Raw genomic sequence first — 18,221 nt, 5'->3', positions numbered from 1 at the left:
CTCACGGCAACTCCTTCGCTTGGATGAGGCCCTGGGTGAAGCCCAGGAGCTCCGCCTTGCCGGCGTCACCCGACGGCGGGATGTAGAACAGCAGCTGGTAGTCGTAGACGGCCTCGGCGCCCTTGGCGGTCTCGGTGACGCCCGAGAGGGCCTTCACCGCACCCTCGGGGCTCACCGTCGCGCCCGACTCGACCGGCTTCACCGTCTCCGACTCGCGGAGCTCGACTGCCACGAGGGCTCCCGAGCCGCTGGTGGCGAGCGCGATGTTCTGGCCATCGGCGGCGACCTGCGCGAAGTCGAGCGACGCGGTGGCGGGGAGTGCGCCCTTCTTGGTGTTCTTGTAGTCGACGCCGACCTGGGTACGGAGGGTGTCGCCGTCGGGATCGATGAGGTCGATGTACTGGCTGGAATCGCCCACGCTCAGGATGTCGGCGTAGGCCGTCTTGAGCTCGTCGGGGGTCATCTTGAGCAGCTTGGTGTCGGGCGCGAGCTTCGTGGTGCCCACGCTCGCGGCGGCGACCGGCGGCAGACTGGTGTCGGGCTCGAGCGTGATCTCGTAGTACACCTTGTAGTTCGAGCGCGGCGTCTCCTGCACCAGCATGAGGGCCACGGGCGGCACCGAGGTGTCGTCGCCCTGCACGACCGTGAAGACGGTCTTCGGCCACACCGAGGAGGCCTGCGGGAGCGCGACCTGCAGCGGACCCGACGGAATCGCCTGCGGGGCCGGGTACTCGGGGTAGCCGCCGCGGATGGCGTAGGTGGCGGTGCGGAGCTCGAGGGCGGGGCCGGAGAAGCGCTGAGCAAGCGTGTCGGCGTTGGAGGAGGCGTCGGCCTCGGCAGTCACGGTGGAGATGGTGCTGACGATGGACTCGAGCTGGGCCTCGGTGACCGCGGGGCTCGGGGTGTCGTCGTCGACGGCGGTCGTGGGTTCGGTCTCGGAGCCCGGGGTGGCCGAGGGGTCGGGCGTCGCCGTGGCGGCCACGGTGGCCCCGTCGGTGGCGACGGGCTCGGCGGCCTGCGGCCAGTAGTCGGCCGAGCATCCGCTCACCGCCAGCACCGAGGCCAGCACGACGGGAGCGGCGACGAGCGGCGCGATGGAGCGGCGGCCGCGCTTCATGCCCGACTCGATGGCGTTGGTGCGCGACGGCGAGAAGCGCTTGCCCTTCGGCAGCGCCGGTGGCTTGCGGCGCGGGCGGTGCGAGCGGCGCATGTGGAGGAGGCCGAGCACGAGCAGCACGAGGCCGGCGAGGAGGAACACCACACCCGCCGTCAGCAGCGGGCCGACCCACGGCGTGGCGTTGGCGATGGGCCAGGAGAGCTTGACCTCGCTCGGGGCGGGCTGGGTGCCGTCGGAGGCGACGATGACCGAGTAGCCGGCGGGGAGGTTCAGGGTGCGGAACATGGCGCCGTCGGCCGAGAACTGCTCGAGCCAGAGGTCGCTGCCCGCCGGGTTGGCCGAGCCGCTCGCGACGTTGTCGGCGCCGTCGGGGTTCGCGTCGACCACGGTGGAGACGAGCTCGTCGGTCTCGGCGTCGTAGCCGACGCTGTCGTACGAGGAGCCGTCGAGCCAGGCCTCGACGTCGGTGGTGCGGCCATAGGCGGCGAAGATCGTGTCGCTGCCGCTCAGCTCGAGCGTCTGCCGGCCGTCGTGGGCGCGGAGGGCGTCGGAGTCGATCATGACGTAGGGCGCGGAGCCCTCGATCGACACCGACGACGACACGGTGTTGGGCGGGAGGAAGACGGTTCTCTGCGCGATGCCGGCGCCGATCAGCGCGGTCGCGATGATGAAGGCGAGGATAGCGAAGATGAAGCGCACGGATTCTCCTGACAAAGACATTAAAAGATAGCCGATTCGCCCCGCCCGCCCATGCAGCGAACGTTCAGGAGGCACTCACCACGACACGATGCAACCCCGGGTCGATACCGGATCGTGACCTCCGCCTCCCCCATAGTATTGAGCAACGTCCCGCCCGACGACGCCCGAGGGAGACCCTGTGAAGATCCAGAACGCGTTCACCCTCGGTCTGGTCGCCACGCTCGGAGTCGGCGTCGGCCTCCTGATCCTGGGCGCTGTCGCGTCTCTGGCGACCATCCTCACCTACATCGGGGTGGCGATCTTCATCGCTCTCGGCCTCGATCCCATCATCTCCTGGCTCGAGCGCAAGCGCTGGCCGCGCTGGCTCGCCATCCTCACCGTCCTGGTGGCTGTTCTGGGCATCTTCACAGGCCTGGTGTTCGCCGTGGTGCCCATCATCGTCGAGCAGACCTCCCAGTTGATCGATTTGGTGCCCACGATCGTCAACCAAGTGCTCGACCAGAACTGGCGCGACAGCCTCACCGATCAGCTCGGCGGCTTCATCGACGTCAACGAGGTCTACAACGCCGTCGTGAACTACTTCGCTGACGCCGGCAACGTCACCGCACTCGCGGGCGGCGCGCTGCAGGTCGGCATCGGGGTGGCCAGCGGGGTGTTCGGCACGATCATCGTGCTCATCCTCACCCTCTACTTCACCGCGTCGCTCAACCACATGAAGCGGGCCGCGTACCGCCTCGTGCCGGCTACGAAGCGCGAGCGCTTCGCCGACCTCAGCGAGCAGGTGACGGGCGCCGTCGGCCGCTACGTGGTGGGCCAGATCAGCCTCGCTCTCTGCAACGGCATCCTGAGCTTCATCTTCCTGTCGATCATCCAGGCGCCGTTCTCGGCGGTGCTCGCCTTCCTCGCGGGGCTGCTCTCGCTCATCCCGTTGGTCGGCACCATCTCGGGCTCGACCATCATCGTGCTGGTCTGCCTCATCCCCGGTCTCGGCTCACCCGTCACCGCCCTGGTGGCCGCCATCTACTACCTCGTCTACATGCAGGTGGAGGCGTACCTGCTCAGCCCGAAGATCATGAACCGGGCGGTCTCGGTGCCCGGCGCCATCGTCGTCATCGCGGCCCTGGCCGGCGGCACCCTGCTCGGGGTGCTCGGAGCGCTCATCGCCATCCCCATCGCCGCGAGCATCCTCCTCATCATCAAGCAGGTCGTCATCCCCATCCAGAATGAGCGCTGAAGCCGCTCGTCAGCCCAGGTCGTAGGTCGTGGGCAACGGGTGGGCGTGCGCGTTGGTGCGGGCGACGATCTCGTCGAGGACGCGGCGTACCTGGGCCTCGCCGACCCAGAGGTGCTTGCCGCCCTCCACCTCGACGAGGTCGAGGCTCGGCACGCTCGCGAATCGCTCGCGCGCCTCGGGCGGCCTGAGGTAGTCGTCGAGCTCCGGCACGATGGCCACGAGCCGCTTGCCGTTGCCCTCCCAGGCGGCGACCTCGGCCGCGGTGGCCCGGTGGAGCGGCGGCGAGAGCAGGATGGCTCCCTCGATGGGGTACTGCGCCCCGTACTTGAGGGTGAGCTCGGTGCCGAACGACCAGCCCACGAGCCACGGATGCGGCAGCCCCCGCTCGGCCACGAAGTCCATCGCCGCCTTCACGTCGTAGCGCTCGGCGTCTCCCCCGTCGAACTCGCCCTCGCTCGTGCCGCGCGGCGAGGTGACGCCGCGCAGGTTGAAGCGCAGCACCGCGAGATCGGCGAGGGCCGGCAGGCGGGCGGCCGCCTTGCGCAGCACGTGCGAGTCCATGAACCCGCCGTGGGTGGGCAGCGGATGCAGGGTGACGAGCGTGGCCACCGGGTCGCCCGAGAGCGGCAGGGCGAGCTCCCCCACGAGCGTGAGCCCGTCGTCGGTGTGGAGCTCGATCTCCTCCCGCAGGGCGGGCAGCTCGACTCCGGCGCGGATCTCGACAGTGCTCATCAGGCTCCGATCCTCCAGCAGTGGGTGTGCCAGTGCCTCCGCGCGGCGAGGTCGCTGGTGTCGCCCAGCACGCCGTCGGCGCGCCAGGTCACCAGGTGGGCTGTTCCGGGGGCGATGACCTGACCGCATCCGGGGCAGGTGTACTCCTTCACCGCGGCGGCACCCGACACCGGCTGCACGTTCCACTCGCCGGTGCGCCGCTGTTCGACGCGCTTCCACCCCGAGATCATGCGGTCGAGCCCCGACTCCTCCTCGCTGCCTCCCCCGCCGGCGCGGCGGCGGGGTCGGTTGCTGCGGGGCATGCACCCAGTCTACGAGCGTCGTCCCGTGCCGCGGCCGAGACGGATGCTCGCTCTAGTGGCCGTCGGAACCGTCGCTCTGCTGCAGCCGCGACTCCTCCTGGTCGAGCATGAGCTGTGCCCGCACCAGGATGCGTGAGCTGTAGCGGGCCTGGCCCCGCGCATCCAGCAGCGCCAGCCGCTCTGCCTTCAGCACCTCGAGCCTCAGCACCCGGTACTGCCGATGGGGTGCACCCCGCTCGACGTCGGCCTCGGGCTCGGCCGAGCGGGCCCGCTCCCAGGCCGATTCGCTGCGCAGATCGGCGTCGCTGCGCACCCGCTCGACGACCCCCTCGACCACCTCTTCACCGCCCGGCAGCACCAGCTCGGGTGTCTCGAGCACCTGCAGCCCGGCATCCCTCAGCTCGTCGACCAGCGTCGCGAACTCGGCGTGGTCGGCTGCCTCGTCGACCCCGCGGATTTTCAGCACCCTGATGATCCACGGCAGCGTGCCGCCCTGCAGCAGCAGCGTCACGATCGACACCGTGAAGGCGATGAGGATGAGCTGGCTGCGATAGGGGATGTCCTCCGGCAGCGATTGGGCTGCGGCGACCGTGACCACGCCGCGCATGCCCGCCCAGGTGAGCACCAGCCCGCCCCGCCAGCCGGTCGCCTCCCGCGCCTCGTCGCTGTGCGGGTCTCTGCGGTGCGCGCGGGCACGCTGGGCCGCGAGCAGCGGGCCCACGAAGAGGAAGCGGATGACGAACAGCGCCGCCGCCGCCCCGAGCCCCAGCCCCACGGCGCCGATCGCGTCGAGGTCGTCGGCCGACGCCCGCGGGTTGAGCGCGTCGAGGAAGATGTCCTTCAGCTCCAGCCCCATGAGCAGGAACACGCCGTTCTCGAGCAGGAACTGGATGGTGCGCCAGTTCAGCCGCTCGCTGATGCGGGTCGAGGCCGAGAAGTGCTTCGCCCCCATATGGCCCGTGTAGAGACCCGCCACCACGACACTCAGAACTCCGGATGCTCCGATCGCCTCGGCGGGGATGTAGGCGATGAAGGGGATGACGAACGAGATCGCGGTGGTGAGCACCGAGTCGGTGAGCTTCGACCGGAAGAAGACGGTGACGAACCCGACGACGAGACCGACCGCGACCGCGACGACGGAGGAGTAGGCGAAGTCGACGGTGACCCCGCCGAAACCCCCGAGCGCGATCGTTCCGGCCGAGGCCGCGATCGCCGTGCGCAGCAGCACCAGCGCGGAGGCGTCGTTCACGAGGCTCTCGCCCTCGAGCACGGCGATGAGTCGCGGGGGAAGCCCGAGCCGCTTGCCGATGGAGGTCGCAGCCACAGCATCCGTGGGGCTGATGACGGCGCCGAGGGCGATGGCCGCGGCGAGGTTGAGATCGGGAAGGATCATGAACAGCAGGAACCCCGTCACCAGCGCGCTCACGATGACGAGCAGCACCGAGAGCACCGCGATCGACCCGAAGTTCTTGCGGAAGTCGACGAGCGGCAGGTTGATGGCCGAGGAGTACAGCAGCGGCGGGAGCACGCCGGCGAGGATCCACTCCGAGGGCACGTGCACGGGCGGAACACCGGGGATGATCGAGATGCCGATGCCGATGACCACCAACAGGATGGGGGTGGCGAGGCGGAGCTTCGGCGAGAGGGCCGAGACCCCGACGAGGATGATCAGGCAGACCACCGCGATGATCTCGGGCTTCATGCGCTCAGCCTAGCGAGTGGGACGCCTCCGCCCGGGGCGGATGTCTCTGCCGGGCACGCGCTGGGCGCGCCTGGCGGCGGCTCAGTACCAGCCGCGGTTGACCGACGAGGCCCAGGCCTCGCAGGGCGAGCCGTAGACGCCCATGATGTAGCGCAGGCCCCAGTCGATCTGCACGTTGGGGTCGCTCTCCCACCCCGGGCCCATCTTGCTGCCCGGCAGCGCCTGCGGGATGCCGTGGGCACCGGAGGAGGCGTTGTGCGCGAGCGGGTTCCAGCCCGACTCCTTGTTCCACAGCGCGAGCAGGTAGTAGTACTCCTGGATGCCGAAGCCGTAGCCCTGCAGCGCCGTCCAGGCGATGCCCTGGTAGCTCGAGGGGTCGGGTTCGCCGGGGGTGGGCACGACGTTCGCCGAGCATCCGGCAGCGGCACCGCCGCCACCTCCCGACGAGGGGCTCTTCGCCACCGGCTGCGCCACCGGTTCGGGTGCGGGCGGCGGGGGTGGAGGCGGCGGGTCGGTGATGGTGTAGTCGTCGCGCTGAACGGATGCTGCGCCGGTTCCCGTCACGGCGAACGACTGCGCCGACCCTGCGGCGGCCACGATCTCGGGTGCATACGCCTCGGAGGCATTGGCGCCGGTGAGATGGGGTTCCATGGCGAACAGCGCCACGAAGGAGGCAGCGACGCCGAACGCCAGCACCTGCAGCCCGACGCGGAGCGCGGGCGGGGTGGACTTTCGGAGCAGCGTCATCGGTTCAATACCAGTGGTTCGCGTCGGAATGCGCAAGGGCCGAGAGCGGATCGCCGTAGCGACCCTGGATGTAGTTGAGGCCCCAGGTGATCTGCGTGGCGGGGTTGGTGAGCCAGTCGGCTCCGGCCGCCGACATCTTCGACCCCGGGAGGGCCTGCGGGATGCCGTAGGCACAGCTCGACTTGTTGAGCGCGTTGACGCGCCAGCCCGACTCGCGGCTCCACAGGGCGAGCAGGGCGTCGAACTGTGCACCCGTCCACCCGCGGGCCGCCGCGAGCTCGGCGGCCACGGCCTGGGCACCGGCCGGGTCGGCGACGGCGGCGTTCGGGTCGGGGCAGCCGTCGTCGTCGGAAGACGAGGACGACGACGAGCCCTTCGGCACGGCGACCTCGACGATGACCGGCTTCGGTGCCTCGGTGACGGAGTAGCCGTCGCGGAACACCGACGCCGCGACCGAACCGCTCACGTCGAGGTTCTGCACCTCGACGTCACCTTGGGCGAAGGTGCCGTCGAAGGAGGCGACAGCGGGCTGCACCTGGAGGTTCGGCGCCACGACGGTGACGAAGGCGCAGGCGGTGACGGCGGCCAGGCCGATGACCTGGAGGGCCACCCGGCCCCGGTTCGGGGTGCGCCTGACGGCGCCTCGAGCCCGGGGTGCGGGCTTCGGGCGCGCTTCGGTCAGGGAGTGCTTTGCCACGATTCGAACGATTTTAGCCCACTCAGGCCGACGGCGCCTCCGTCGATCCGGCGGATTTGCCGGATGCTGTCGTTCCGGTGAGGGCGGCGAGCGTCGCGCGGCGGGCCGCCTGCTCCACGGGGTCGGGAACGGGCAGCGAGGCGAGCAGCCGGCGCGTGTACGGGTCGCGGGGGTCGTCGAGCACCTCGGCTCCCGTTCCCTCTTCGACCAGACGCCCGTGGTAGAGCACGGCGATGCGGTCGGCGAGCAGGTCGACGACAGCGAGGTCGTGGCTGATGAACAGGGCCGCGAAGCCGAGTTCACGCTGCAGCTCGGCGAACAGCTCGAGCACGCGCGCCTGCACCGAGACGTCGAGCGCGGAGGTGGGCTCGTCGGCGATGAGCAGCGTCGGGTCGAGGGCGAGCCCGCGGGCGAGGCTCGCGCGCTGGCGCTGACCACCCGAGAGCTCGTGCGGGAAGCGGTCGCCGTAGCTGCGCGGCAGCTGCACCGCCTCGAGCAGCTCGTCGACGCGCTTCCGCGCCGCTGCCGGGTTCTTCGCCCGGCCGTGGATGACGAGCGGCTCGGCGACGGCGTCGGCGATGGTGAGCAGCGGGTTGAAGCTCGCCGCCGGGTCTTGGAACACGAAGCCGATGTCGGCGCGCAGCGGCTTGAAGCGCCGCTCCGAGAAGCCCACCATCTCGTGGCCGAGCACCTTCAGCGAGCCACCGGTCGCCCGGGTGAGGCCGCCGATGGCGCGCCCGATGGTGGTCTTGCCCGAGCCGCTCTCGCCCACGAGACCGAGCACCTCGCCCGGCGCGATGCGGAACGACACGTCGTCGACGGCGCGGAAGGGCTTGCGGCCGAGGCGGCCGGGGTACTCGATGGCGAGGTGCGAGGCCTCGACGACGGGTGCTGCGGCGCCGGCCCCATCAGCGGTGCCGACCGCGGCCTGGCGGGCGGCTCGGGCGGCACCCTCCCGGGCGCGCTCTTCGGTGCGGGCGCGACCCTGGCCGATGCGCGGCACCGCGGCAAGGAGCCGTTTCGTGTAGTCGTTCTGCGGTGAGGCGAACAGGGTGCGCGCATCCGCCTCTTCGACGACCTTGCCCTGGTACATGACCGCCACCCGGTCGGCGAGGTCGGCCACCACCCCCATGTTGTGGGTGATGAGCACGATGGCGGTGCCGAACTCGTCGCGCAACCGCCGCAGCAGGTCGAGGATCTCGGCCTGCACGGTGACGTCGAGCGCCGTGGTGGGCTCGTCGGCGACGATGAGGCCGGGGTTCAGCACCAGGGCCGCGGCGATGACGATGCGCTGCTTCTGCCCGCCCGAGAACTGGTGCGGGTAGTGGTCGACGCGGGTCTCGGGCTGAGGGATGCCGACCTTGCGGAGGATCTCGACGGCCTCGCGCTTGGCCTCGGCCCGCGAGAGCCTGCGGTGGGCGCGCAGCCCCTCGGCGATCTGCCAGCCCACGGTGTACACCGGGTTGAGGGCCGAGGAGGGCTCCTGGAACACCATCGAGACATCGGTGCCGCGGAGGGCCCGGAGCTTCTTGCCGTCGAGGGCGACGACGTCGTTGACGGCGGTGCCCTCCCGGTTCGACAGCAGCACGGCGCCGCCGGTGGTGGCGGTCTCGGGCAGGAGGCCCAGGATGGTCTTCGCGGTGACGGTCTTGCCGCTGCCGCTCTCGCCGACGATGGCGAGCACCTCGCCGCGGTTCACGCGGAGGCTCACGCCGTCGACGGCCTTCACCGCGCCGGCGTCGGTGGCGAAGGAGATGGTGAGGTCGTCGATGGCGACGACCTCGCTGGGTGCGGTGCCCGCGCTGGGGGCGGCTCCGCGCATCCGGTCGCTCATGAGTTCTCCTCCCGGATCTCGACGTCGGAGGGCAGCGAGCTGTCGACCGAGGTCATCGACACCGTTCCCGCTGCCGCCTTGACCCGCTTGCGGCCGCGCAGACGCGGGTCGGCGAGGTCGTTCAGGCTCTCGCCCACCAGCGTGATGCCGAGCACCGAGAGCACGATGGCGAGGCCCGGGTAGAGCGCGGTCCACCAGATGCCGCTCGTGACGTCGGAGAGCGCCTTGTTGAGGTCGTAGCCCCACTCGGCCGCGGCGGTCGGCTCGATGCCGAAGCCGAGGAAGCCGAGACCCGCCAGGGTGAGCAGCGCCTCGGAGGAGTTCAGCGTGAAGATGATCGGCAGGGTGCGGGTGGCGTTGCGCAGCACGTGCCGGAACATGATGCGCGGCGCCGAGGCCCCGAGCATCTTGGCCGACTCGACGTAGGGCTCCGCCTTGATGCGGATGGTCTCGGCCCTGATGACGCGGTAGTACTGCGGGATGAACACGACGGTGATCGAGAGCGCCGCGGCGAAGATACCGCCCCAGAGGCTCGACTGGCCGCCCGAGATGACGATCGAGAGCACGATCGCGAGCAGGAGCGACGGGAAGGCGTAGATGGCGTCGCCGATGACGACGAGCACCCGGTCGAGCCAGCCGCCGATGTACCCCGAGACGAGGCCGAGCAGGATGCCGATGAAGATCGAGCAGAGCACGGCGATGATGATGACGAGCAGAGCCGTCTGCGCGCCCCAGATGACCCGGGAGAACACGTCGTACCCACCCACCGTGGTGCCCATGATGTGGGCGGCGCTCGGCGGCTGCTGCGCCCCGAAGGCACCCTGGGCGTCGCGCAGCTGCGCGAAGCCGTAGGGGGCGATGAGCGGGGCGAAGATCGCCACGAGCACGAAGATCGCGGTGATGACGAGTCCGGCGACGAGCATGCCGCGCTGCAGCCCCACGCTCTGGCGCAGCTGCTTCACGACGGGGAGCCGGCCGACGAAGCCGTTCTTCGTCGGAGGCAGGGCGCCGACGGGTTCGCGGTCGAGGGAGGTGGTCATGGTCAGTACCTCACCCTCGGGTCGATGAGCGCCGCTATCACGTCGACGATGAAGTTGGTGACGGCCACGATCACCGCGAGCAGGGCGACGATGCCCTGCACGGCGACGAAGTCGCGGGCGGCGAGGTAGGCGGCGAGCTGGAAGCCGAGGCCCTTCCATTCGAAGGTGGTCTCGGTGAGCACCGCGCCGCCGAGCAGCAGGGCGATCTGCAGGCCGATGACGGTGATGATCGGGATGAGGGCCGGCTTGTAGGCGTGCTTCCGCACCAGCCGGAACTCACCCACCCCGCGGGAGCGGGCGGCGTCGACGTAGTCGGTGCCGAGCGTGCCGATGACGTTGGTGCGCACGAGGCGGAGGAAGACCCCCGCGGTGAGGAGCCCGAGCGCGATGCCGGGGAGCACGGCGTGCGAGAGCACGTCGCCGATCGCGGCGGGGCTGCCCAGCGAGATCGCGTCGATCAAATAGATGCCGGTCTTGGTGTCGAGGGTCTGCATCGACAGCTCGGTGCGGGTGGAGGCGCGGCCCGCCACCGGGAACCACTGCAGCCAGACCGAGAACACGAGCTTCAGCAGCATGCCGGCGAAGAAGACGGGGGTGGCGTAGCAGAGGATGGCGAAGACGCGGAGCACCGCGTCGGGCACACGGTCGCGGAAGGCCGCCGCGAGCATCCCGAGCGGGATGCCGACGATGAAGGCGACGATGAGCGCGTAGAACGCGAGCTCGAGGGTGGCGCCGCCGTAGGTGAGCAGCACCTCGGTGACCGGCCGGTTGTCGCTGATGGTGTTGCCGAAGTTGCCGGTGAACACCTGGCCCAGGTACTCGAAGTACTGCACCAGCACGGGTCGGTCGTACCCGGCGGCGTGGATGCGCTCCTGCAGCTGCTCGGCGGTGAGCCTGCCGCCCTGCGCCGCCGTGATGGGGTCGCCGACCGTGCGCATGAGGAGGAAGACCAGAGTGACCAGGATGAAGATGGTCGGGAAGATCAGGAGGAACCTGATGAGGAGGTAGCGGCCGAGGCCACCGCCTGAGCTCTTCGGTTTCGGAGCCACCACCGACGGTGCGTCGGTCGGGAGCAGACTTGTCGTCATCGTTGCCAATCGGTCGGATCATGCAGACTGCACGAGGGGCGACCGGTTCGACCCGGCCGCCCCTCGTGCAGAGCGGTGTGCTAGCCCTTGGTGAGCGGTGCGTAGCGGAACTTGAACGAGGCGTCGAGCGTGACCCCGTCGACGTCGGTTCCGGCGACGGCGACCTGCGCGCCCTGGAGGTAGGGCACCGTCGACAGGTCGAGCGCCTCCTTCGCCTGGATCTCCTCGATGATCGACTGGCGCTCGGCCGGGTCGGTGGTGGTGGCCTGCTTGAGGATCAGGTCGTTCACCTCGGGGTTCGAGTAGTGGTTGGCGAGGAAGTTCTCGGTGAGGAAGAACGGCGTCAGGTAGTTGTCGGCGTCGGAGTAGTCGGGGAACCAGCCCAGCTGGTACGCCGGGTACAGGTCGGCCGTACGGTCTTTCGCGTACTGCACCCACTCGGTCGACTGCAGGTTCACCGTGAACAGGCCCGACGACTCGAGCTGGTCTTTGATGAGCGCGTACTCGTCACCCGAGGAGGGGCCGTAGTGGTCGGGGCTGTACTGCAGGTTCAGCTCGATCGGGCTGGTGATGCCCGCCGCGGTGAGCGTCTCCTTGGCCTTGTCGACCGAGGGGCCGCCGTTGCCGTCGCCGTAGGTCTCCTTGAGCACCTCGGTGGCGCCGGTGAGGCCCGCGGGCACGAAGGAGTAGAGCGGGGTGTAGGTGCCCTTGTAGACCTGGTCGGCGATCTCGTCGCGGTCGATCAGGTCGGCGACGGCCTGCCGCACCGCGAGCGACTTCGCCGCGTCGGCCTCGGGGGTCGTGGCGCCGAAGGGCTGCGTGTCGAAGTTGAACACGATGTAGCGGATCTCGCCGCCGGGGCCGTCGTAGACCTTCACCTTGTCGTTGCCGGAGAGGTCTTCGACGTCGGTCGCGGAGAGGCTCCGGAACGCGACGTCGATGTTGCCCTCCTGCACGTCGAGCTTGAGGTTCGACGAGTCGGCGTAGTACTTCGCGTTGATGGGCGACTCAGCTGCCGGGAGCACGCCCTTGTAGTCGGCGAAGGGCTCGTAGGAGATGAGGTTGTTGAAGTCGTAGCTCGAGATCGTGTACTGACCGGCGAACGCCTCGCCGTCGACGATCTCCTCGTCGGGCGTGATCGCGTCGGCGGCGAAGACCTCCTCGTCGACGATCGGGCCGGCCGGGCTCGACAGGATCTGCGGGAAGACCTGGTCGTTCTCGCTCTTGAGGTTGAACACGACGGTGAGGTCGTCGGGGGTGTCGACCGAGTCGAGGTTGTACAGCAGCGACGACGGCCCGTTCGGGTCGGCGATGGCGAGCTGACGGTCGAAGCTGAACTTCACGTCGGAGGAGGTGAGCTCGTGGCCGTTGGCGAAGGTGAGGCCCTCCTTGAGCTTCACGGTGTACTCCGTGGGCCCGGTGAACTCGGCGCTCTCGGCGATGTCGGGCTCGACGTCGGGGCTGCCGTAGGGGGTGTTCATGATGAACGGGAACACCTGGTTCATGACGGCGAAGGAGCCGTTGTCGTACGAGCCGGCGGGGTCGAGCGTGGTGACCTTGTCGGTGGTGCCGACGATGAGTGCCTCTCCACCGGAGGGTGCGTCGTTCGAGGAGCCGGCCGAGCATCCGGCGAGCACGAGGGCGAAGGCCGCCCCGCTCGCGGTGATGACCAGGGCGCGCCGAGCGCGAGTGAATGCGGATGACATATCCGTCATGACCTCTTCCTGTTGTGTGTTGCTGTGAGAAGTCATAGCTAACACAAAGAGCCATCGTCACCCAACCGGGGGCCACGGTCAAGAACGATTCTTTACCCGATCGAAATGTTCACGCGGATAATCGTCGCGCGGCGACGGTTTCGCGCGCGCTTCAGCGCACCGCGAGCATGACGTCGACGACGGCGTCGAGCACCGCGTCGACCTGCGCCTCGCTGTACCCGCCGCGGCGGGAGCGGAAGGCGACGGTGCGCACATCCGTGACGCTCACATCCGCCCCCGAGCGGAAGTACTCCACCAGGTGGTCGGCGAACTCGTCTACGTCTTTCGGGTGGTACCCGACGCTCAGCGGGCCGGCCTTCGTGAAGCGCTTGCCCTCGGGCCGCTCCAGGCGGGCGAGGATCTCGGCGGCGCGCTGCCTGGCGTCGGCGTACCAACGCTCGTCGCCGGTCTCGCGGTAGGCGGCGTCGCGCTCGCGCAGCGCGAAGGCGTCTTCGAGCCGCTCGAGCGCCGCGTCGACGGCGGGCGGGTAGTAGCCGCCTTTCTGCATGGTGAAGGCCGTGCTGCGCACCATCTCGCTGGTGAGCACCGGGGCGCCACCGGGGCCCGCGGCACGGTCGTCGTACGCCAGTCGCGCCTTGGCGAGGAAGTCGTCGACCTCCTCGGTGTCGTAGCCGAGGCTCGAGGTGCGGGTGCGGGGAAACGGTACGCTCACGGGTCTATTGTGCCGAAGATCAGCCTGAGAAGATCACCCAGAGCATGTACGCCGCCGCCGCCGAGGGCAGCATCGAGTCGAGCCGGTCGAGGAATCCGCCGTGCCCGGGGAGCCAGGAGCTCATGTCCTTGATGCCGATGTCGCGCTTCAGCAGCGACTCCGCGAGGTCGCCGGCCGTCGCCGTCGCGGCGATCACCGCGCCGAACACGAGGCCCACCCACCACGGCTGACCGAGCACGAACAGGGCGAGCAGCACTCCCCCGATGAGCGCAGCGGCCACCGCACCGGCGAGGCCCTCCCAGGTCTTCTTCGGGCTGATGGTGGGGGCCATCGGATGCTTGCCGAAGTTGAGCCCCGTGGCATAAGCCCCCACGTCGACGAGCACCGTCACGACGATGAACGAGAGCACCCACCACTGGCCGCCCTCCTTCGACACCAGCAGTACCGCGATGCTGCCGAGGAACGACACGTACACCTGCACGAACACGCCGGCCCCGAGGTCGCGGAGCGCGGCGAGGGCTCCCCTGCCCTTCCGGGCCACGGCGATCTCGACCAGCCGCCAGAGCGCCACGACGACGACGCCGCCGATGAACACCAGCCACTGCCCCTCGGCCTGCCAGTAGTAGGCGGCCGGCACCATCGCCACGCCCACCACGGCGGCGGGCACCCGGGGAACCCAGATGTCGGCGTGCCGGAGCGCCGTGGCGAGTTCGAGCGTGCCGAACACCACGAGCACCACGGCGAACACCATGAACAGCTCTTTGATGACGACGAGGCTGAGCACCACCACACCGGCCAGCACCACACCGATGAGGATGGCCGAGACGAGGTTGCGGCCCGAGCGCGCGGTGATCTTCTCGTTGGCCTCTTCGAACTGCTCCCGGCGGGCCTTCACCTGGGCCTGGATGTCGGCGCGCGAGAGCGGACGCGCGCGTCGCACGGGCGACGGCCTCGGCGTCGGCGGGACTCCCTGGTCGTGGCTCATGCGGCGTCGACGGTCGAGGTCAGACCTCGAGGAGCTCGGCTTCCTTGCGCTTCAGGGCGTCGTCGATGGCGTCGACGTGGCTCTTCGTGACCTGCTCGAGCTCCTTCTCGCCGCGGGCCACCTCGTCGTCGCCGACCTCGCTCTTCAGCGCGTCGAGGTCGTCCTTGGCCTTGCGACGGATGTTGCGCACCGACACCTTGCCGTCTTCGGCCTTGGTGCGCACGATCTTCACGTACTCCTTGCGGCGCTCCTCGGTGAGCTCGGGCAGGGTGACACGGATGATGGTGCCGTCGTTCGTGGGGTTGGCACCGAGGTTCGGCATGTCGCGGATGGCCTGCTCGATGTCGCGCAGTGCCGCCTTGTCGTAAGGGGTGACGATGAGCGAGCGCGCCTCGGGGTTCTGCAGCGAGGCGAGCTGGGCCAGCGGGGTGGGGGTGCCGTAGTACGACACCAGGATCTTCTGGAACAGGGCCGGGTTCGCCCTGCCGGTGCGCACGTTCGAGAAGTCGTCTTTGGTGACCTCGACGGCCTTGTTCATGCGTTCGGTGGCGTCTGCCAGTACATCCGCGATCACGGGGAGCTCCTTCGGTGGATCAGTGCTGTCAAGTGTAGTCAGTGGCCCTGGGGGCTCATCGGCTCAGTGCTCGTGGCTCAGTGGCTCGTGGCGACGAGGGTGCCGATGCGCTCGCCCCGGATCGCCTTGGCCACGTTGCCGGCCGGCTCCATGCCGAACACGTGCATGGGCATCCCGTTGTCCATGCAGAGGCTGAACGCCGTCGAGTCGACGACCTTGAGCCCCTGGAGGAGGGCGTCGTTGTAGGTGAGCGTGTCGAGCTTGATCGCGTCGGGGTTCGTGCGCGGGTCGTCGGAGTAGACCCCGTCGACGCCGTTCTTCGCGACCAGCACCTCGTCGGCGTGGATCTCGAGCGCACGCTGCGCCGAGACCGTGTCGGTGGAGAAGTACGGCAGGCCGGCACCCGCACCGAAGATGACGACGCGCCCCTTCTCGAGGTGCCTGATGGCCCGCAGCGGGATGTAGGGCTCGGCGACCTGGGTCATCGAGATGGCGGACTGCACGCGCGTGTCGGCGCCCGCCTGCTCGAGGAAGTCCTGCAGGGCGAGGGCGTTCATGACGGTGCCGAGCATGCCCATGTAGTCGGCGCGTCCTCGGTCCATGCCGCGCTGCGAGAGCTCGGCGCCACGGAAGAAGTTGCCGCCGCCGACGACGATCGCGACCTCGACCTCCTTCGCCGCCTCGGCGATCTCCTTCGCGAGGCCGGAGACCACGTCGGGGTTCACACCGAGCGCTCCACCCCCGAAGGCCTCACCGGAGAGTTTGAGGAGTACCCTGCGCTTGCCGTCCGGCTCTGACATCCGTCGTGCGTCCCTTCGTCGTGTCCGTGTTCAGGCTACAGAGAAAACGGGCCCGGGTCGTTCGACCCGAGCCCGTCCTCGTGATTGTGCGTTACGCGCCGACCTTGAATCGGGCGAAGCCGGTGACCTGGATGCCCGCATCCGCGAGCACCTTCGACACCGAGAGCTTGTTGTCCTTCGCGTAGTCCTGCTCGAGCAGGGCGACCTGCTTGAAGTAGGCGGTGACGCGACCCTCGACGATCTTGGGCAGAGCCGCCTCGGGCTTGCCCTCGTTCTTCGAGATCTCGGTGACGATCGCACGCTCCTTCTCGACGGCCTCGGCGGGCACGTCGTCGCGGGAGAGGTACTGCGGGTCGGCGAACGAGATGTGCTGCGCGATGGAGCGGGCGGTGTCGGCGTCGGCGCCGGTGTAGGCCACGACCACGCCGACCTGCGGGGGCAGGTCTTTGCTCGTCTTGTGCAGGTAGATCTCGAACGAGTCGCCGGTGAGACGCGCGATGCGGCGCAGCTCGATCTTCTCGCCGAGGATGGCGGCCTCGTCGTTGATGAGGTCGGCGACGGTCTTGTCACCGGCGGAGGCGGCCAGGGCCTCCTCGACGGTGGTCGAACCGGCGGCGAAGACGGCCTCGAGAACGGCGTCGGCGAGGGCGATGAACTTGTCGCCCTTCGCCACGAAGTCGGTCTCGCAGGCGAGCTCGAGGAGCGTCGCAGCGCCGTCGCCCTGCTTCGCGGCGACGAGGCCCTCGCTGGTGGAGCGGTCGGCACGCTTCGCGTTGCCCTTGGCGCCCTTCAGGCGCAGGATCTCGACGGCCTTCTCCATGTCGCCGTCGGCCTCGACCAGGGCGTTCTTGGTGTCGACCATGCCAGTGCCGAGCTGCTCGCGCAGCGCCTTCACGTCGGCCAGGCTGATGTTTGCCATGTTTCTTCGTACTCCTTGAAAAGGTTGTGGTCGATGTCATCGTGCCGTTCGAGGATGAACGGCGGGCGACTACTCGGCGGCGGGAGCCTTCTCGGCGTCGGTCGCCTCGGCCTCGATCTTCGCCTCGGCCTCGGCGTCGGAGACCACGTGGTGCTCCACGACGAGCGACTCGTCGGTGACGGCGGCGAGGTCGGCCTGCGCGGCGGCGTCGGCGTCGTTCTCCTCGGTGGGAACCTCGGCGGCGACGACCTCGGCCACGGCCTCAGCGTTCTCGGTGCCGGTGACGAGACCGTCGACGGCCTCGATCTTCTCGGCCTCCGACTGCGGGTTCTCCGAGGCCTGGAGGAGCTCGCGCTCCCACTCGGCCAGGGGCTCCGCCTGCTCGCCCTCTTCGGGCTTCTGGTGGCGCTGGATGAGGCCCTCGGCCGCGGCGTCGGCGACGATGCGGGTGAGCAGCGCGACCGAGCGGATGGCGTCGTCGTTACCCGGGATCGGGTACTGCACCTCGTCGGGGTCGCAGTTGGTGTCGAGGATGCCGATGACCGGGATGCCGAGCTTCTTGGCCTCGTCGATGGCGAGGTGCTCCTTCTTGGTGTCGACCACCCAGAGCGCCGACGGGGTCTTCGACAGGTTGCGGATACCGCCGAGCGACTTGTGCAGCTTGTCGAGCTCGCGCTTCTTGATGAGGAGCTCCTTCTTGGTGAAGCCGCTCTTCGAGGTGTCTTCGAAGTCGAGCTCCTCGAGCTCCTTCATGCGCGCGAGGCGCTTCGACACGGTCTGGAAGTTGGTGAGGAGGCCACCCAGCCAGCGCTGGTTGACGTAGGGCTGGCCCACGCGGGTCGCCTGCTCGGCGATCGACTCCTGCGCCTGCTTCTTGGTGCCGACGAAGAGGATGGTTCCGCCGTGCGCGACGGTCTCCTTCACGAAGTCGTAGGCCTTGTCGATGTAGCCCAGCGACTGCTGAAGGTCGATGATGTAGATGCCGGAGCGCTCGGTGAAGATGAATCGCTTCATCTTGGGGTTCCAGCGACGGGTCTGGTGTCCGAAGTGGACGCCGCTGTCGAGCAGCTGGCGAATGGTGACGACGGCCATGGCCGTACTCCTTCTGTTCTCGGTTGTCTTCCGCGACGGTGGCCGCGGATCCTGGTGCCCGGCGCGCATCCGGCCCGTTCTCGATTCGCTCGCGCGAGGGGAAGGGGACCGAACGGATGCTGCTGCCTGGTGGGCACGCGAAGTCACCCCGACGAGCGGGGTGCTCCGAGAACTATATCACCCGGGTGCTCTGCCTGGCGCGGGCGCCCGGGGCGGCACCTGGCGCGGGCGC

The 18,221-nt window shown here is 69.2% G+C and carries 18 protein-coding genes; 2 read left to right on the top strand and 16 right to left on the bottom strand.

Features of this window, described 5'->3' with window-relative positions:
* Position 1: 1 nt before the first annotated feature.
* Positions 2–1,816, bottom strand: coding sequence for a hypothetical protein (locus tag HL652_RS04015; protein ID WP_171704098.1), 1,815 nt, complete (start codon positions 1,814–1,816; stop codon positions 2–4).
* Between the two features lie 178 nt (positions 1,817–1,994).
* On the opposite strand from HL652_RS04015, the gene HL652_RS04010 reads away from it, so the two are divergent.
* Complete coding sequence (locus HL652_RS04010; protein WP_171704097.1) at positions 1,995–3,050, top strand: AI-2E family transporter; 1,056 nt, start codon at positions 1,995–1,997, stop codon at positions 3,048–3,050.
* A 9-nt stretch (positions 3,051–3,059) separates the two neighbouring features.
* On the opposite strand, the gene HL652_RS04005 is transcribed toward HL652_RS04010, so the two are convergent.
* On the bottom strand, positions 3,060–3,782 hold the full coding sequence (locus HL652_RS04005; protein WP_171704096.1) for an alpha/beta hydrolase: 723 nt from the start codon (positions 3,780–3,782) through the stop codon (positions 3,060–3,062).
* Positions 3,782–4,084, bottom strand: coding sequence for a hypothetical protein (locus HL652_RS21650; RefSeq protein ID WP_253743636.1), 303 nt, complete (start codon positions 4,082–4,084; stop codon positions 3,782–3,784). Before HL652_RS21650 ends, HL652_RS04005 begins: the two co-directional genes overlap by 1 nt.
* On the opposite strand from HL652_RS21650, the gene HL652_RS22025 reads away from it, so the two are divergent.
* Entirely contained in the window at positions 3,983–4,195 is a 213-nt protein-coding gene (locus HL652_RS22025) for an LEPR-XLL domain-containing protein (RefSeq protein ID WP_371743636.1), read from the top strand. The two genes, HL652_RS21650 and HL652_RS22025, sit on opposite strands and share 102 nt — an antisense overlap.
* On the opposite strand, the gene HL652_RS03995 is transcribed toward HL652_RS22025, so the two are convergent.
* The 13 genes from HL652_RS03995 to rpsB form a co-directional block, all read right to left on the bottom strand.
* The gene (locus HL652_RS03995) at positions 4,137–5,786 is read right to left on the bottom strand and encodes a cation:proton antiporter (RefSeq protein WP_171704094.1); all 1,650 of its coding nucleotides are present in this window, start codon (positions 5,784–5,786) and stop codon (positions 4,137–4,139) included. The genes HL652_RS22025 and HL652_RS03995 overlap by 59 nt on opposite strands.
* 81 nt (positions 5,787–5,867) lie before the next feature.
* Positions 5,868–6,533, bottom strand: a complete 666-nt coding sequence (locus HL652_RS03990; RefSeq protein ID WP_171704093.1) for an aggregation-promoting factor C-terminal-like domain-containing protein — start codon at positions 6,531–6,533, stop codon at positions 5,868–5,870.
* Between the two features lie 4 nt (positions 6,534–6,537).
* Positions 6,538–7,230 (bottom strand): aggregation-promoting factor C-terminal-like domain-containing protein, encoded by a 693-nt coding sequence (locus tag HL652_RS22020; RefSeq protein WP_216603995.1) that lies wholly within the window; start codon positions 7,228–7,230, stop codon positions 6,538–6,540.
* Positions 7,231–7,252: 22 nt separating this feature from the next.
* The gene (locus HL652_RS03980; RefSeq protein ID WP_253743634.1) at positions 7,253–9,064 is read right to left on the bottom strand and encodes a dipeptide ABC transporter ATP-binding protein; all 1,812 of its coding nucleotides are present in this window, start codon (positions 9,062–9,064) and stop codon (positions 7,253–7,255) included.
* Positions 9,061–10,104, bottom strand: coding sequence for an ABC transporter permease (locus HL652_RS03975; RefSeq protein WP_171704092.1), 1,044 nt, complete (start codon positions 10,102–10,104; stop codon positions 9,061–9,063). The genes HL652_RS03980 and HL652_RS03975 overlap by 4 nt, the downstream gene beginning before the upstream one ends.
* 2 nt (positions 10,105–10,106) lie before the next feature.
* The gene (locus tag HL652_RS03970) at positions 10,107–11,192 is read right to left on the bottom strand and encodes an ABC transporter permease (protein WP_171704091.1); all 1,086 of its coding nucleotides are present in this window, start codon (positions 11,190–11,192) and stop codon (positions 10,107–10,109) included.
* Positions 11,193–11,272: 80 nt separating this feature from the next.
* A complete protein-coding gene (locus HL652_RS03965; RefSeq protein WP_171707172.1) occupies positions 11,273–12,898 on the bottom strand; it encodes an ABC transporter substrate-binding protein in 1,626 nt (541 codons plus the stop codon).
* Positions 12,899–13,058: 160 nt separating this feature from the next.
* Positions 13,059–13,619 carry a DivIVA domain-containing protein gene (locus HL652_RS03960; RefSeq protein ID WP_171704090.1) on the bottom strand — a complete coding sequence of 187 codons (561 nt, stop codon included), beginning with the start codon at positions 13,617–13,619 and terminating at the stop codon, positions 13,059–13,061.
* Positions 13,620–13,638: 19 nt separating this feature from the next.
* On the bottom strand, positions 13,639–14,559 hold the full coding sequence (locus HL652_RS03955; protein ID WP_253743632.1) for a phosphatidate cytidylyltransferase: 921 nt from the start codon (positions 14,557–14,559) through the stop codon (positions 13,639–13,641).
* 64 nt (positions 14,560–14,623) lie between these two features.
* Positions 14,624–15,178, bottom strand: a complete 555-nt coding sequence (frr, locus tag HL652_RS03950) for a ribosome recycling factor (RefSeq protein WP_171704088.1) — start codon at positions 15,176–15,178, stop codon at positions 14,624–14,626.
* A gap of 77 nt (positions 15,179–15,255) precedes the next feature.
* Positions 15,256–15,978: a UMP kinase gene (pyrH, locus tag HL652_RS03945; RefSeq protein WP_171704087.1), complete on the bottom strand. Its 723-nt coding sequence runs from the start codon at positions 15,976–15,978 to the stop codon at positions 15,256–15,258.
* Positions 15,979–16,069: 91 nt separating this feature from the next.
* Entirely contained in the window at positions 16,070–16,897 is an 828-nt protein-coding gene (gene tsf, locus HL652_RS03940) for a translation elongation factor Ts (RefSeq protein WP_171704086.1), read from the bottom strand.
* 69 nt (positions 16,898–16,966) lie between these two features.
* Positions 16,967–17,989, bottom strand: coding sequence for a 30S ribosomal protein S2 (rpsB, locus tag HL652_RS03935; RefSeq protein WP_171704085.1), 1,023 nt, complete (start codon positions 17,987–17,989; stop codon positions 16,967–16,969).
* Between the last annotated feature and the right edge of the window lie 232 nt (positions 17,990–18,221).

It is taken from the genome of Herbiconiux sp. SALV-R1, from assembly GCF_013113715.1.
Lineage (GTDB): Bacteria > Actinomycetota > Actinomycetes > Actinomycetales > Microbacteriaceae > Herbiconiux.
The sequence above is the reverse complement of the archived record's forward strand: the minus strand, read 5'-3'. Positions and strand labels throughout refer to the sequence as shown.

Excerpts from the sequence above, each read along its gene's own strand:
- rpsB (WP_171704085.1), bottom strand. The coding sequence starts at position 17,989 with ATGGCCGTCGTCACCATTCGCCAGCTGCTCGACAGCGGCGTCCACTTC.
- HL652_RS03995 (WP_171704094.1), bottom strand. The coding sequence starts at position 5,786 with ATGAAGCCCGAGATCATCGCGGTGGTCTGCCTGATCATCCTCGTCGGG.
- HL652_RS03965 (WP_171707172.1), bottom strand. The coding sequence starts at position 12,898 with ATGTCATCCGCATTCACTCGCGCTCGGCGCGCCCTGGTCATCACCGCG.
- HL652_RS03990 (WP_171704093.1), bottom strand. The coding sequence starts at position 6,533 with ATGACGCTGCTCCGAAAGTCCACCCCGCCCGCGCTCCGCGTCGGGCTG.
- HL652_RS03975 (WP_171704092.1), bottom strand. The coding sequence starts at position 10,104 with ATGACCACCTCCCTCGACCGCGAACCCGTCGGCGCCCTGCCTCCGACG.
- HL652_RS03980 (WP_253743634.1), bottom strand. The coding sequence starts at position 9,064 with ATGAGCGACCGGATGCGCGGAGCCGCCCCCAGCGCGGGCACCGCACCC.
- pyrH (WP_171704087.1), bottom strand. The coding sequence starts at position 15,978 with ATGTCAGAGCCGGACGGCAAGCGCAGGGTACTCCTCAAACTCTCCGGT.
- tsf (WP_171704086.1), bottom strand. The coding sequence starts at position 16,897 with ATGGCAAACATCAGCCTGGCCGACGTGAAGGCGCTGCGCGAGCAGCTC.
- HL652_RS21650 (WP_253743636.1), bottom strand. The coding sequence starts at position 4,084 with ATGCCCCGCAGCAACCGACCCCGCCGCCGCGCCGGCGGGGGAGGCAGC.
- HL652_RS03970 (WP_171704091.1), bottom strand. The coding sequence starts at position 11,192 with ATGACGACAAGTCTGCTCCCGACCGACGCACCGTCGGTGGTGGCTCCG.
- HL652_RS04005 (WP_171704096.1), bottom strand. The coding sequence starts at position 3,782 with ATGAGCACTGTCGAGATCCGCGCCGGAGTCGAGCTGCCCGCCCTGCGG.